Annotated in this window: 12 protein-coding genes and 1 pseudogene; all 13 read right to left on the bottom strand. The window is 46.4% G+C overall.

All coding sequences use genetic code 11. The features are described from left to right. Nucleotides 1-3: 3 nt before the first annotated feature. Nucleotides 4-774, bottom strand: a complete 771-nt coding sequence (locus tag I2H74_RS06690; RefSeq protein ID WP_195572680.1) for a 16S rRNA (uracil(1498)-N(3))-methyltransferase — start codon at nt 772-774, stop codon at nt 4-6. Nucleotides 775-844: 70 nt separating this feature from the next. Then, nucleotides 845-1,528, bottom strand: coding sequence for a site-2 protease family protein (locus I2H74_RS06685; RefSeq protein ID WP_195572677.1), 684 nt, complete (start codon nt 1,526-1,528; stop codon nt 845-847). Nucleotides 1,529-1,543: 15 nt separating this feature from the next. Further along, complete coding sequence (gene prmA, locus I2H74_RS06680; protein ID WP_195572675.1) at nt 1,544-2,524, bottom strand: 50S ribosomal protein L11 methyltransferase; 981 nt, start codon at nt 2,522-2,524, stop codon at nt 1,544-1,546. Nucleotides 2,525-2,674: 150 nt separating this feature from the next. Then, on the bottom strand, nt 2,675-3,037 hold the full coding sequence (locus tag I2H74_RS25110) for a YfhD family protein (protein WP_195572673.1): 363 nt from the start codon (nt 3,035-3,037) through the stop codon (nt 2,675-2,677). A gap of 287 nt (nt 3,038-3,324) precedes the next feature. After that, on the bottom strand, nt 3,325-4,503 hold the full coding sequence (locus I2H74_RS06670; RefSeq protein ID WP_195572671.1) for an MFS transporter: 1,179 nt from the start codon (nt 4,501-4,503) through the stop codon (nt 3,325-3,327). 2 nt (nt 4,504-4,505) lie between these two features. Continuing rightward, the gene (locus tag I2H74_RS06665; protein ID WP_195572669.1) at nt 4,506-5,786 is read right to left on the bottom strand and encodes a hypothetical protein; all 1,281 of its coding nucleotides are present in this window, start codon (nt 5,784-5,786) and stop codon (nt 4,506-4,508) included. A 111-nt stretch (nt 5,787-5,897) separates the two neighbouring features. After that, nucleotides 5,898-7,070 (bottom strand): ROK family transcriptional regulator, encoded by a 1,173-nt coding sequence (locus I2H74_RS06660; RefSeq protein WP_195572667.1) that lies wholly within the window; start codon nt 7,068-7,070, stop codon nt 5,898-5,900. A 429-nt stretch (nt 7,071-7,499) separates the two neighbouring features. Then, nucleotides 7,500-8,624: a molecular chaperone DnaJ gene (dnaJ, locus tag I2H74_RS06655; protein WP_324254016.1), complete on the bottom strand. Its 1,125-nt coding sequence runs from the start codon at nt 8,622-8,624 to the stop codon at nt 7,500-7,502. 112 nt (nt 8,625-8,736) lie between these two features. Then, the gene (gene dnaK, locus I2H74_RS06650) at nt 8,737-10,578 is read right to left on the bottom strand and encodes a molecular chaperone DnaK (protein ID WP_195572666.1); all 1,842 of its coding nucleotides are present in this window, start codon (nt 10,576-10,578) and stop codon (nt 8,737-8,739) included. A 70-nt stretch (nt 10,579-10,648) separates the two neighbouring features. Next, nucleotides 10,649-11,251, bottom strand: coding sequence for a nucleotide exchange factor GrpE (grpE, locus tag I2H74_RS06645; protein ID WP_267490712.1), 603 nt, complete (start codon nt 11,249-11,251; stop codon nt 10,649-10,651). A 168-nt stretch (nt 11,252-11,419) separates the two neighbouring features. Further along, nucleotides 11,420-12,960: pseudogene (locus tag I2H74_RS06640) on the bottom strand (TCP-1/cpn60 chaperonin family protein). Nucleotides 12,961-13,014: 54 nt separating this feature from the next. Beyond that, nucleotides 13,015-14,043 carry a heat-inducible transcriptional repressor HrcA gene (gene hrcA, locus I2H74_RS06635; protein ID WP_195572662.1) on the bottom strand — a complete coding sequence of 343 codons (1,029 nt, stop codon included), beginning with the start codon at nt 14,041-14,043 and terminating at the stop codon, nt 13,015-13,017. A gap of 212 nt (nt 14,044-14,255) precedes the next feature. Beyond that, nucleotides 14,256-14,720 (bottom strand): N-acetyltransferase, encoded by a 465-nt coding sequence (locus tag I2H74_RS06630; protein ID WP_195572660.1) that lies wholly within the window; start codon nt 14,718-14,720, stop codon nt 14,256-14,258. Nucleotides 14,721-14,836: the final 116 nt, after the last annotated feature.

The raw sequence follows: 14,836 nt of genomic DNA, 5'->3' as shown, positions 1-14,836 counted from the left end.
GGCTTAGATTCCTCCCATTTCTCCAGTCTCATAGAGAAGACAGCCCAAGGCAAGCATGCCTGCTGTCTCCGCACGAAGTATACGACGGCCCAAACCTACGCACTGGGCACCTTGGCTTATCATCTGCTCGACCTCACGGCTCGCAAACCCGCCTTCCGGACCTACAATGATCAGAACGCGAGCAGCGTCTTGATTCTCAGCACGACGACGCTCAACAAAAGGCCTTACAACATCCCGAAGCTGTGTTCCCTGCTCATTCTCATAGCAGAACAGCACAAGATCGTATGAAGCAATCGACTGCAGAAGCTCATTCCAGCTCATGCTCGCTTCAATGCTTGGGACGCGGTTGCGATGCGACTGCTCCGCCGCCTCTTTCGCAATCTTGCTCCAGCGTTCAAGCCGCTTCGCTTCCTTCTTCGCATCATATTGAACGACGGTACGCTCAGACACGAATGGGATAAAGGAAGCGGCGCCGATCTCTGTGCACTTTTGAATAATAAGCTCCATCTTGTCGCCCTTGGGCAGACTCTGCGCAATCGTAATAGCGTAGCTTGGCTCACGGTCCAGCTCGCGATGCTCCACAATGACAGCACTTACGACCTTATCCTCGATCGATTCTAGCTGAACCAAGGCTTCACGAGATACCCCATCGCTGACGATGCAGGCATCCCCAGGCTTCTGGCGCATCACCTTCGTGATGTGATGGGCGTCCTGCCCCGTAATTTCAATATATTGCTCACCGAATTGCTCGGGAGACACAAAGTATTTTTGCATCGTACTCAACATTCCTCATCATACAACGTTTAGAAGTGAAGTGCTAGAGTTGTTAAAATTTAAGTAACACCTAACCGCCTGTTATGAAAAAGGCGGCTTTGCTGAATGCAAGAAGAATATCTTGGCTTAAGCCAAACAATGGATCAATCGTCACCTTGCGAAGCGGCGGAATAAACACGATTAATAAGAAAATAAAGACCGACCACTGCTCATATTGCGAGAGCTTCGCTTGGATTCGTCTTGGAGCCAAGTCTTCAATAATCCGATAGCCATCAAGCGGCGGCAACGGAATCAAGTTAAATAGGAACAAGACGATATTATATTGAATAAAGAGATTCAAGAATATCATAAGCGCCTCTTGAGCGCGCGTCATATTCTCTAAAGCGACCCAACCCATATTGAAGCTGACATGCAGCATGATTGTTCCGATAAAGGCTAGGAACAGGTTGCTTATCGGTCCCGCTGCCGATACGACAATCCCCATCATGCGGGGGTTCTTGAAGTTCGCTCGATTAACGGGAACCGGCTTCGCCCAACCAAATCCTGCGATGATGAACAGCAGCGTGCCGAGCACGTCCATATGCTTCGCTGGATTCAGCGTTACGCGTCCAAGCATCTTCGCAGTCGGATCGCCAAACTTCCAAGCGAAGTACGCATGCGCAAATTCATGCACAGCAAAGGCAATCATGAGCACAAGTAGGACAAAGGGCAGCATTTCAAGCTTGATCCTTAGAAGATCGTTCAATGCATCCATTCACATACCGCCCTTCTATTGATCTTTGCGAGCGACGATGGCACACCAGTCTTCATCATGATGCTTCTCTTGGATGGTAAATCCACTTTTCACTAATGTGTTCGTTACAAGCTCAATTTTATCTTTATAAATACCTGAAGCGATATAGATTCCACCTGGTGCCAACGCTTCGAATACATCGTCTGGGAACAGAATAATGATCTCTGCAAGGATATTCGCAACGACAACCTGCACAGGAAGGTTAACGCCAAGCTCCTCCTTAGATGCTGACTCGCTCGTCTTCAACACTTGCAACAAATCGCCTTCGCGCACAGTAATGCTGCTGGTCAGATCATTCAATGCAGCATTCGCATTTGCACTTGTTACGGCGATTGGATCCAGATCAATTGCGAGCACTTGCTTCGCGCCAAGCTTCATTGCGCCGATCGCTAGAATGCCTGAGCCTGTGCCCACATCGATAACATCCTCGCCGCCTTTAATGACAGATTCCAATGTGCGAAGGCAGAGTGCCGTTGTTGGATGCGTACCTGTGCCAAAAGCCATCCCTGGATCGATCTCAATGATCTTCTCCTGTTCGGTTTTCGGCTCGTATTCTTCCCACGTAGGCTTAATGGTCAGACGCTCAGAGACACGCATAGGCTTGAAATATTTTTTCCAAGCATCGGCCCAGTCGTCCTCATGAACGGTCTTCCAGCTCATCTCAGCAGAGCCTGGATCAATCTCGTATCCGCGAAGCTCTTCGATGCGCTCTCGCACCTCTTTCTCAATCGCTTGAAGGTCAGTGCCATCTGCAAAGTAGCCTTGCATCACAGCTTGTCCTTCTGGAATGTCGTTGAGCGGTCTTTCGTACCATTGCCCAAAGGAAGTATCACGCTCTTTGTTCAGCGTGCCCGACTCCTCAATGGATACGCCGCCAGCTCCTGCCTCATGAAGGAAGTTGCTGATCATCTCGGTCGCTTCCTCAGTTGTATGTATCGTCAATTCATGCCAAAACACGCATGATTCCCCCTTCTTCTACTGTTCAAGTCTTAATATCCACATTCTTAACATTGTACACAAAAAGCAAACTCCTTACAACGACGACGGAAGCTACAAGTCCGCCTGTACAATGTAAGGAGTTAGCATAAACGGGGGAGTGCTCTAAAATTAATACAGCCCATGATGATCCTGAGCAACAGCATTCACCTGAGACATAAGCTCTAATGGCACATCCGCCTGCACTACATATGCGGCCATGCCAGGATTCGACGGGTCAATCATACGCACGCCATCGATTCGAAGTGCTTGCAGCTTCATTTCAAACAATCTCGCTTCTACATCATGCTGGAACTGAACATTTAGCTGTGCTCTAGCGTCAGCTGCTTCGGCACGTGCTTGTGCAGCAAGATCTTCAGCATCAGCTAGCTCCTCTGAGTATTCAACATCTTCAGACTTTCCAGTCGGAAGATGGTTCGATGCAAAAGCATCCTCCGAAGATTGTGCATGGTTCTTGTTCGTTGGTGTCGGCATAGTTTCCCTCCTAATCGATGTAAACGCTTAACTATTATTTCACAAACCATTTCAAAATATTCACATTTAATAATAAGCATTGCTCGTTTTTCTTCAAAATATAATAAAATTGTTTCACCACTTGAGGATAGATTTTGAATACGAAAAGGAGCTCATTTACCACTTAATAGTGGAATTTGAGCTCCTTTTATGAATGAGGTGGGCTGTTCCCATCATGTGAGAACACTTTTGGGACAGTCCCTCTTCGTTTACGATCTTATTTCCGCGCATCATGCACTTGTACAATATTACTCCTCGATATTTGGTGTCTTAATCATGAAGGCAAAGATGCAGATCAAGGCAGTGAATACGATGAGCAGGTTGAACCCATTCTGAATTCCAAAGATTGTTGATACTTGACCGATCAGAATACCTACAACCGCCCCGCCGAGACCCGATGCAACGTAGATCAAACCTTGCAAGGAACCTGCTTTCTTTGTCAGTTTTGAGGCGATTCCTTGTGCTGTAGGGAATAGTACGGACATCGCAAGTCCGAACAGCATCATCAAGTAGCTCGAGTCCTTCATGAATATGCGACCAATGACCAAAGAAACAAGGGCAAAGAGTGAGAAAAATACCAGTGTGCGGCGTTCGCCCAGCTTATAAATGATATAACCGCCAGCGAATCTTCCGATGGTGAATAAAAAGGCAAAGCTCGCTATAATATATCCTGCTGTCGCCGCCTTCTGCGCGGCATCCATTCCTGCAATGTCCAGCGATGTGTAAAAAATCGGGAAAAAGTTCAAGAAGCCAGCTTCCGCAGCAACATAGAATAGAATAAACAGAATGACGAGCACGATTTGACGATTTTGGAAGAGCTGCAAGACAGACTTAATGGTAACGTCATCCTGCCCCTTTGCGGAAGCAGCCTGTGACTGGTTGAACAATATTAGCGCGAACAAAATAATAGCAATGAGGACAGCAACTCCGATGTAGAACGCACGCCAGCTAATATTTTGTGCAAAAATGACATTTAGAATCAGTGGTGTTACGATCATTCCTACACCGAACAGTGCATTAGCTAGGTTAAAAATAACACCTGCACGTTCCTTAAAGAACGTAGGGATCAAGGTAGCAACCGATACCGTCATCGTACCGATCCCAAAGCCAACAATAAGATAGAATCCTAAGAAGAAGGATACTACAGAAGCTGCGCTGGTTCCGATAAGGCCTAACATCATAAGGGTCGTACCGGCCATCATGACTATTTTAATGCCTTTGCGGTCTGCTAGAATCCCTGCAACTAAGCTTGCTAATAGAAACCCGATTTGGAATATAGACACCATCAATCCGACTTGACCTAGATCGAGTTGAATATCGTACTGTACCTTCTCAAGGATGATACCCTTCGTATTCTGGATCCCGCCAAGAACGAACATCGTAGCAAAAATCAGGAAGTAAATGATCGGACGCTGTAGTTTTTGCATGATTATTTCGTCCCTTTCTCACGATAATGTTGAATAGCCTCGAATAAATCGTCGGTTGCCCATCCATAACAGTAATACAACAGATCGTCTGCTTCGCTTTGTTCCCCAGCTTGGATTGCTTCAAGTAAGTTATCCGGTGACAAGTTCCACATTTGAATGCCGCTGAAAATCCTTGTATTCGTTGATGATTTTTCACGCACAAGATTATTCTGATCGGCTACAAACTGAATCGGGAATCCTTCGTTCTTGAACATCTCATAAGACAAATCATACGGCAGATAGAAGAATCTCTTAAAAGCTTGGAAGGCTGCCTCTTGTTCCTCTGATGTGGTTGCAAGGTAATGTATGAGGCCTTGTACATCAGCACCCCCACCGAGCTTATGATATGGGAAATGCTTCAAAGCTGGAGAGAGCTTCGTTAAGCTTGTATAATCTTGTCCAAGCATCCATCCGTAGGAAGGTGGCCACAGGTCAAGCCAAATCGTAAAATCATTATTTACTTTTCTTACTCGTGAAATAAGGCGCTCTACGAATTCCGATACACTATCTTGGCGGAATTGAATCCAAGCTTTAATTTGTTCATTGTCACTCGCATAGTTAACAGCATCATCAAATTGCTTCGCTTTTAGCTTCGTACTCCATATATGAATTGCATCTTTGATGGCGCTTACATCTAAATGCTGCTCATGCATCTTCGCTTGGCAGTGCGGACAAAAGCAAGTAAGTAATTGTCTTGGATTAATCTCTTCACCTGCCCAATCCGGGTAACGTATTCTATCAATCATATAGGAAGTGAAGCCGTATCGTTGATAGAGATCAACAAAAGCCTTCTCCCAAAAGTCAATGACATCGGGAGCATTAGGACAAAGCCAGTGGTTAATGACTTGTCCTGTATAGTCAGTCACAAGATTATTATTCAGGTTGCTGCCTTGAAAATGTCCGTTCAATATATTAATCCATGGGATTATTTCGAATTCTCCATCTTCCAGTGCTTCTTTTACGATCATAAGCGGGTCCTGTTCTGGCGATAGAGTAGGTTCTCTGCGCTGATCTAGACCATATTCCTCATAAGAAGGCAGTATGGCATGCATTGTGCCTGTCCCGAAGACAACCTCATGAACGGGATTTCTCGGCAAGATGCCGACAGGAACTGGATTGCGTTCAAAGATCGTATTCACTTCAGGAAATATATAACGAACGTCTTTCAGTTTTTTAATGTACGAAATGATCTGCGGCATCCCTTCATCAATAATGTCGTGTGGATGTATTTGAATACCTGACATTTGCGACACGCTCCTCTTAGTTGTCATTCCAACAATTACTATTTGATTGCGAAATAGCGGTTAAAATTATAACTGTGAAAAAGCTATTGCTTTGAACATTGACTTCAAAGACTAGTACAGCTGTTTATCTTTTAAAAATTGCAAAGTAGGAAAAGCTTTATTTAGTCCAAGTATTGCGATCCCCTGCAATGAAGAGTGATGCTGTAAGTCCGAAATTTCAAACGTAACGTTCGTAACTTCCGTCGTATGCAGCTTCACCTTACGTGTTAGCTGTTCGAGTGATAATGACTTTGTAACCCCCCCCATTAATACAATCTTCTCAGGATTAATTAGCGCGATCATATTCAAAATACCCATAGCAAGATTGTCCTCGAATTGATCAATGAGATACTTAGCTTGAAGATCGCCAAGCTTGGCTTGATGAAAGATCTCGCTTGCAGTCATCTTCTTATGAAAAAGGGATCGAGCAAGTTCTTCCAAACCAGATCCTGAGCAAGACATCTCCAAATGTCCTTTCGTCGAAGGCGCATACAACTGATCGCGCTTAACAACCATGTAGCCGATTTCGCCAGCAGCATTATTTGCACCTCTTATGACCTTGCCATCCATAAGCATTGCGGAACCAAGACCTGTCCCGATACCGATTAGGACTGCGGAGTTAACATTTTGGAACGCTCCAGAGTACATCTCGCCGACAAGCGCTGCACGCACATCATTTTCAATAATGACAGGCACTTGAAAAATGTTCTGAAAATATTGCGTGAGATGGATATTCCTCCATTCAGGTAAATTCGGTGAACCTTCTAACACGATCCCAGCAGTAGGATCTACAATGCCTGGCGTTGCAATGCTAATGAAGGAAAGTCGGTCAAGTGGTTGATCTGCTTGTTCGATGAAAGCTTTTATATCGTCAACCATCTGAAGTAGGAAAGCTTCACTTGTATCCAAATCATAGGTTGGAACAGAATGCTCCATAAACAATTCTCCTGCCAGATTGAATAATCCAAGATTAATCGAGGTGCCGCCTAAATCAACAGCGATACCATAAGTCGCATATTTAGAGAAATGTAGATTCGTGCCCCTTTTGCTGTTATCATCACCTTCTTTCTCATCATATATGAGCTTTTCTTCAATAAGCTCTTTAACAATTTCCGAGATCGTTGCTTTAGTTATACCGGAATGCTTGGCGATCTCAGAACGCGGCAGAGGACCGAGATCCTTGATAATATTGAGTACAATTTCTTTGTTCAATTTACGTATTGTGCTTGGTAAATGGACATTCATCGCGATGTAACAACTACTTTCTTCTTGGATTTTGAATATTAAGTTTATTTACTAAACTTATTTAAGAAAATAAAAGAAAAATTCCGTTAGATATTCAACTTAATGATTATATTATTCCGATTTAAGTTTATTATATATCCTTATTGGAAGCGCAGTCAAGAACAATATTTCCTATTTCCCTTTATAGATAAGCTCATTTCTTATTTCTTAACATCACATATATATTCTTTTCAAAAAAATGAACGATAAGTTTACAATCCTGACCATGTCTACGATTTTCCCGTAAATTGCTGATAATTATACGAAGGGATGCTTTAACACCTTCATTTCAACTTTGAAATTGGCAACATCCGCAGATATCTATATAGAAAAAAGATGACTCCTGTTCATTACTCGCTACAGGAATCATCTTTATATTTAGATCAATACTTATTCTCCTCTAAAAGCACGCTTCATACGATCAAAGAAGCCTTCTTCGTGCGTTCCACTCGGTGCTTCGCCGCTTAGGTCTGCAAAGTGACTAAGGGCATTCTTTTGCTCTTCGTTAAGCTTTGTAGGTGTGACGACAACAACCTTCACGTGCTGATCCCCGTTGCCGGTACCGCGCAGATGCGGAACCCCTTTGCCGCGAAGACGGAAATTCGTTCCCGTTTGAGTGCCTGCAGGGATCTTCAGCTTCACCTTGTCATGCAGCGTCGGAATCTCTACTTCATCTCCAAGCGCAGCCTGTGCAAAGGTAATCGGCACTTCACAATAGATGTCATCATCCTCACGCTGGAAGAACTCATGATCCTTCACGCGAAGCACAACATACAGATCTCCGCTCGGACCTCCGCGCAAGCCCGCTTCCCCTTCGCCTGTCATACGGATTTGAGCACCGTCAAATGCTCCCGCAGGAATACGAACGTGAATTTTACGCTGCTTTTTAAGCGTACCGTTGCCGTGGCATGTGTTACATTTATCACGAATGATCTTTCCGCGCCCCTGGCATGCGGAGCATGTACGGCGGTTAACCATGCGGCCAAATGGCGTATTTTGCGCCACTTCCTCTTGACCTGTACCACGACAGCGCGAACATGTTTCCGGCGTTGTGCCAGGCTTGGCGCCAGAACCATGACATGTATCGCACTCTTCGGTTCTAGGAATGGTAATATCCTTCTCCACACCGAATGCCGCTTCCTTGAATTCCACAGTCATTGTGTATTGAAGATCATTACCACGCTGCGGCGCATTCGGATCACGCTGTCTGCCTCCGCCGCCAAAGAACATATCGAAAATATCGCCAAATCCTCCGAAGTCGCCAGAGAAGCCGCCGCCTCCCATGCCTTGGTTCGGATCGACATGGCCATATTGGTCATACATATTGCGTTTTTGAGAATCACTGAGGACGTCATAAGCTTCTTTTACTTCCTTGAACTTCTGCTCAGCATCATCCGCCTTATTGACGTCCGGGTGATATTGACGCGCAAGCTTACGATAAGCCTTTTTGATCTCATCGTCACTAGCGCTCTTGCCTACTCCTAGGACCTCATAATAATCTCGCTTTTCTGCCACTCTTCCACCCCCATAACGATTCATCGCGTTCATGACACTCTATTTTGGATCAGAACAAAAGGAAAGTCAAAGCCTGGTTATCCCAGACTTTGACTGCTTGTTGCGACTCTGATTATTTCTTGTCTTCGTCAACAACTTCGTAATCTGCGTCAACAACATTATCCTTGTTTGCCCCGCCTTGTGCTTGACCTTCAGCACCTTGCGCTGCTTGCTCCGCTTGTGCAGCTTGCTCATACAGCTTCACAGACAGCTGCTGAACGATTTCCATCAGCTTCTCTGTAGCAGCCTTGATCTCGTCCACATTGTTTGATTCAAGCACTTTTTTCAAGTTGTCCTTCGCTTCGTTCGCTTTCGCTACTTCAGCTTGATCTGCTTTGTCGCCAAGGTCCTTGATGGTTTTTTCAGTTGTATAGATCAATTGGTCAGCGTTGTTTTTCACTTCAACCATTTCTTTGCGTTTGTTGTCTTCATCCGCATACATTTCCGCTTCCTTCATCATGCGGTCGACTTCATCATCCGTCAATCCGCTGTTGGAAGTGATCGTGATGTTTTGGCTCTTTCCTGTACCTTTATCCATTGCGGATACTTTTACGATACCATTCGCATCAATATCGAAGGATACTTCGATTTGTGGCAAACCGCGTGGTGCTGGCGGAATATCGGACAGGATGAAGCGTCCAAGCGTTTTGTTGTCTGAAGCCATGGAGCGTTCACCTTGCAGCACGTGAATTTCAACGCTTGTTTGGTTGTCTGCATAAGTGGAGAACACTTGAGACTTGTTCGTTGGAATCGTCGTATTGCGATCGATCATCTTTGTGAATACGCCGCCTGCTGTTTCGATACCAAGGGACAATGGCGTTACGTCGAGAAGCACAACGTCTTTCACGTCACCAGTCAATACACCAGCTTGAACAGCCGCGCCAAGCGCAACCACTTCATCAGGGTTTACGCCTTTGTATGGATCTTTGCCGGTAAGCTTTTTAATCGCTTCTTGTACAGCTGGGATACGAGTGGATCCACCCACCAGTACGATCTTGTCGATCTCGGAAGCGCTAAGACCCGCATCTTGCATCGCTTGGCGAGTAGGTCCAAGCGTACGCTCTACCAAGTGATGGGACAATTCTTCGAACTTCGCACGAGTAAGGCTAAGCTCCAAGTGCTGAGGCACGCCATCCACAACAGTGATAAACGGCAAGCTAATGGAAGCTGTTAGAACGCCAGAAAGCTCTTTCTTCGCTTTTTCAGCTGCATCTTTCAAACGTTGAACAGCTGCCTTGTCCTTGCTAAGATCTATGCCTTGTTCTTTTTTGAACTCTGCTACCAAATAATCGATGATTACTTGGTCAAAGTCGTCACCACCAAGGTTGTTGTCACCACTTGTTGCTTTAACTTCGAAGAAGCCATCGCCAAGCTCAAGGATGGACACGTCGAAAGTACCACCACCAAGGTCATAAACGAGGATTGTATGGTCGCCTTCTTTGTCAGCACCATATGCAAGCGCAGCCGCAGTTGGCTCGTTCACGATACGAAGAACTTCAAGACCTGCAATTTTACCTGCATCTTTTGTTGCTTGACGCTGAGCGTCGTTGAAGTAAGCTGGGACGGTAATAACCGCTTGTGTTACCGTTTGGCCCAAGTAAGCTTCTGCATCGGATTTCAGCTTATGCAAAATCATTGCAGAGATTTCTTGCGGGCTGTAGTTTTTGTCATCAATAGCTACTTTGAAGTCAGTACCCATATGACGCTTAATGGAACTAACCGTGCGATCAGGGTTTGTGATCGCTTGACGCTTAGCGGTTTCCCCTGTAATGCGCTCGCCGTCTTTTTTGAAGCCTACCACGGATGGAGTGGTGCGCGCACCTTCTGGGTTAGGGATAACGACAGCCTCGCCACCCTCCATAACTGCTACGCATGAGTTTGTTGTTCCTAAGTCAATACCAATTACTTTGCTCATGATGAATAACCTCCTTATTCAGTACGTTTCCTATTTAAAATCAAGCTCAAATGGCCTCGCTCGTTATCGCTTAACCACTTACTTTTACCATTGCTGGGCGAAGAACGCGGTCCTTCAACATATAGCCTCGTTGTACCTCTTCAACCACGATGCCCTCGTCATACTCATCGGATTCCACTTGCATAATCGCTTGATGGAATTCAGGATTGAAGGCTTCACCAACCGTCTCCATAGGGGTTAACCCTTCTTGCTCCAATACTTGCTGAAGCTGACGGAAGATCATATCCATCCCTTTTGCAAAGGACTCAACCTCGCCTGAAGCAGGCTTGGTTGCCATCGCACGCTCAAAGTTGTCGAGAACAGGAATAAGCTGTTCAACGAGCTTCTGTGATGCGTATTTAGCAAGGTCTTCCTTCTCCTTTAGCGTGCGGCGACGGAAGTTATCAAAATCCGCTTGCACACGGAGTAAACGCTGATAGTTCTCCTCTGATTCTTTCTTCGCCTGCTGAAGTTCCTCGTCTAGAGCACTTGCTTCCTGCTCAAGCGATTCACCTTCTACATGGGTTGTATCAGAGCTTTCCATATGATCATGAGAAGCGTTTGTCTCAACTTGATCCAAATCGTTCTCTTGCTCTGCCGTATTTGTTTGGCTTTGTTCTTGTTCTGGTTTCAAACCATTCACCTCCCATTTGGAATACATTGCATCTATCGATCAAACCTTATATAGGTTAGATATCATATTTTATAAGCTGTGTCTAACAATAGGCGATAATCTTGCTTCTACAGAGTCTTATGCCCTGTACATTTTCGTAAGCATCAAAGGCATTCATCTCATATCGATTTAGCTCTTCATCTTAATTACCGTATGAATCCGGAGTACGGCACAGGCGACTTCACCCGCGGCAGCCAAAGCATGAAGCTTCACTTGCGCAGGATCTACAATACCTGCCTGTAACGTATCGAGCAGATTGCCAGTATCGCAGTGAATACCAATCGTATCGGTTCCTTGGCTTGCTTGTGCTGCTCTAGCCTCCTCCAGCTTCTCCAGAGGATTGAAGCCTGCGTTCCATACGATTTGGGACATCGGCTTTCGCAGTGCCTCTGCAACTGCTGCAATGCCAAACGCTTCCATTCCGCGAACCGTTTCGCGGTAGCGCTCAAGCTGATAAGCGAGTGCCAGCTCAGAGGCTCCTCCGCCAGGAAGCACTCCGCCTTGAACGGCTGCCTGAAGGGCTGCTGCAGCATCTGCTGCGATGCGGGCTCGCTCCCCGACAACTTCCTTCGTGCTAGCTCCTACAATCATCGTCACAAGCTTGTCAGCGCTCTGATTCAAAGCTCGATCCTTGGAAGGGTATAGCCGAACCCTTTCCAATCGGTCATCGTAGCACACAAGCTCCGTATGGCCAAGCATGCTGCCTAAGGCATTCGCATCCTTGTGCAAAGCTGACCGCTTAAGCGGCTTCGCTCCGGTAAGCTTGGCAATCCGCTTAATATCCTCACGCGCTGAATGACCATGATCTCATGATCAAGGCAGAACTGTTCCGCTTCTGGCGCAATGCCTCGCTCAAGAACAATGAAGCCAACTCCAAGCGATTGCAGCTTGAGAAGCTGCTCCATAAAGCTGGACTTAAGCTTCATATACTGCTCGAATCCTGCTTCTGTAGTGAGCAGGTGCTCATCCATCGATTCCGGCTCCAAGCTGTCCTGCATGACAATGACTCGGCAATGTTCTCGCTTGCTGTGCCATTCCTGCTGCAGCGGCTTCTGCTTAAGCAGCAGTCCTTCAAACCATTCATTGCTTGCTTTCTCATGTGCGACAATGCTATCTGCGAAACGATACTGCGTCTGATTAAGCCGCTCCATGCCAACGGCACGAGCTGCGTCCAGCACGAGCTGCACAATATCGTTGTGTTCTCTTCCTGCAATATGTACCGCCTGATGAAGCAGCGGATCATCAAAGCCTTGTACGGGAATCGCACGCTCTTGCAGAAGTTGTCTTGCGATGCTGACACCGTGCTCGACTCCCGCAGCAACCTTCGCTGCCGGCACACCGCGCACGACCTGCTCCACACCAGCCTGTACAAGCGCACCGGCCAGCACGGTCGCCGTGGTCGTCCCATCGCCCACCTCATGCTGCTGAGCTCTTGCAACTTGAATGACTAGTTTAGCAATCGGGTGAGTGACGTCCATCGATTCGAGAATGGTAACACCATCATTCGTAATAATGACGTCACCGTTCGAGCCAACCAGCATGACGTCCAATCCCTTAGGCCCTAAGGTTCCTTCAATAGCAGAGCAAAGCGCCCGAACGGCCTGAGCATTGTTCAACAATGTCGCATGCCGTTCGTCGCTCTCATTCCAAGTGTTTGATCCTTGCGTCAATTCGCTGACCTCCTCACTTGACGAGTATCCTTATTCATGAACGGAGGGCCCACCTTAGTGGGGCCAGCGATTCAAAAACAAATTAAGCTGCGATGAAACCACATTGAGCAGATTCAATACACGCGCATATTCCATTCGAGTCGGTCCGAGAAGCCCGATCGTGCCAAGCGGCTGACCATCAAAGGTATACGTTGCTGTAATCAAACTGCAATTGGCAATGGCTTCGTGTCCATTTTCCTGCCCGATTCGGACCTGTATTCCTGAAGGAGCGTCACCGATCACCTTGATCAGGGCTGGGGTCTCCTCCAAAAGGTCCCATATCGTCTTAATCTTATCAACATCCTTAAATTCCGGCTGGAACAGCATGTTCGAGGTACCATTCAAATACACTTCGCGGTGAGAATCAGGGCCTCCCACTACACTTTCAAGAAGACCGATCATTTCTTGGGCATGGCTGACATACTTGTTAAGCTCTGCACCTACCTCTGTATACAGCTGTGAACGAAGTTGGATTAATGGAATTCCTGCTAGCTTTGCATTTAAGATATTGACGACCTTTTCCAGCTCTTCCTTCGATACGCCCGGAGGAATCGAGACCGTCTTATTCTCAACATGACCAGTACTCGTTACAACGATCGCAACAGCCGTCTCCTCATTAAGCGGGAGCAGCTGGAAGTGGCGAAGCGTCGTGCTGAACATCTCTGGTCCAAGCGCAATAGACGTATAATTCGTCAGCTGAGCCAATACGGAAGAAGCATGCTGAACAACCTGCTCCATTGCGGTTATTTTCTCCGCAAACATTGTTTTCAGTCGCTTCATCTCTTCAGACGACAATGTATCTAATCGTACGAGGTGATCCACGTAATAACGATATCCCTTTTGCGACGGGATACGTCCTGCCGAGGTATGCGGCTGCTCCAAGAATCCAAGCTCCTCAAGGTCCGCCATCTCGTTACGAATCGTTGCAGGACTATACCCTACATCTCCTCGCTTCGATATGGTACGCGAACCGACAGGCTCTGCCGAACTAATATAATCATCGACAATGGCTGCAAGTATTAAGCGCTGGCGTTCTGTTAACATGCGCATCCCTCCTTCTTGGCTGTCACCGCGTCGAATGCTGTACAATTCAAAGCCATCCATGCTGCATGCTGTTAGCATATGCAGCTCAGCTTCATTTCGTTAGCACTCATCTTTAACGAGTGCTAAACATTAATACAAAAATACCAAACGGACGAGACGATTGTCAAGTCGGTTCGGTAGGTTTGACGAAGATATTTAAAAGCTTATTCGCTTCATGATTCTAGAATTTTAAGCACAGCGATCTCATCACAAGCGTGACGCTTGCTGCAGTGAATGCAATCCGTCCACACTTTTTCAGGAAAAATATCCTTTTCCACCACTTCAAAGCCGTTCTTTTCAAAAAAACGAACTTCATACGTAAGCGCCATGACCCGAGTAAGATTCCGGTCTCTTGCCATATCAAGCAGCTCGTCCATGATCATAGTGCCAATCCCCTTGCCTTTATAGGACGGCGTGATGCCAAGTGAGCGAATCTCCACTAGCTCCTTGCCAAGTTGCGTGAGTGACCCACATCCGATCAGCTCGCCTTCCGCCTCCGCCACTACAAAGTCGTGGAGTTGGTTCCTCAGCATATCACGACTCCTTGGCAGCATGATCCCTTGCAAGGAATAGCCGAGAATCAATTCATATAAATGCTCCACATCTTGTTCTGTAGCACGTCTGCACACCGCTGTCATCTATGGTTCCTCCCTGTGTTACGAGTGATCTTCATCACGATAGATGTGTATGAATATACATCAGGTTGCATACTATTGCAACCATTTTTTATCACTCTTCATGGGGAATATAAACG

This window comes from Paenibacillus sp. 1001270B_150601_E10 (assembly GCF_015558675.1).
Lineage (GTDB): Bacteria > Bacillota > Bacilli > Paenibacillales > Paenibacillaceae > Paenibacillus_B.
Note: the sequence above shows the minus strand (reverse complement) of the source record. Positions and strands in the feature narration are given on the sequence as shown.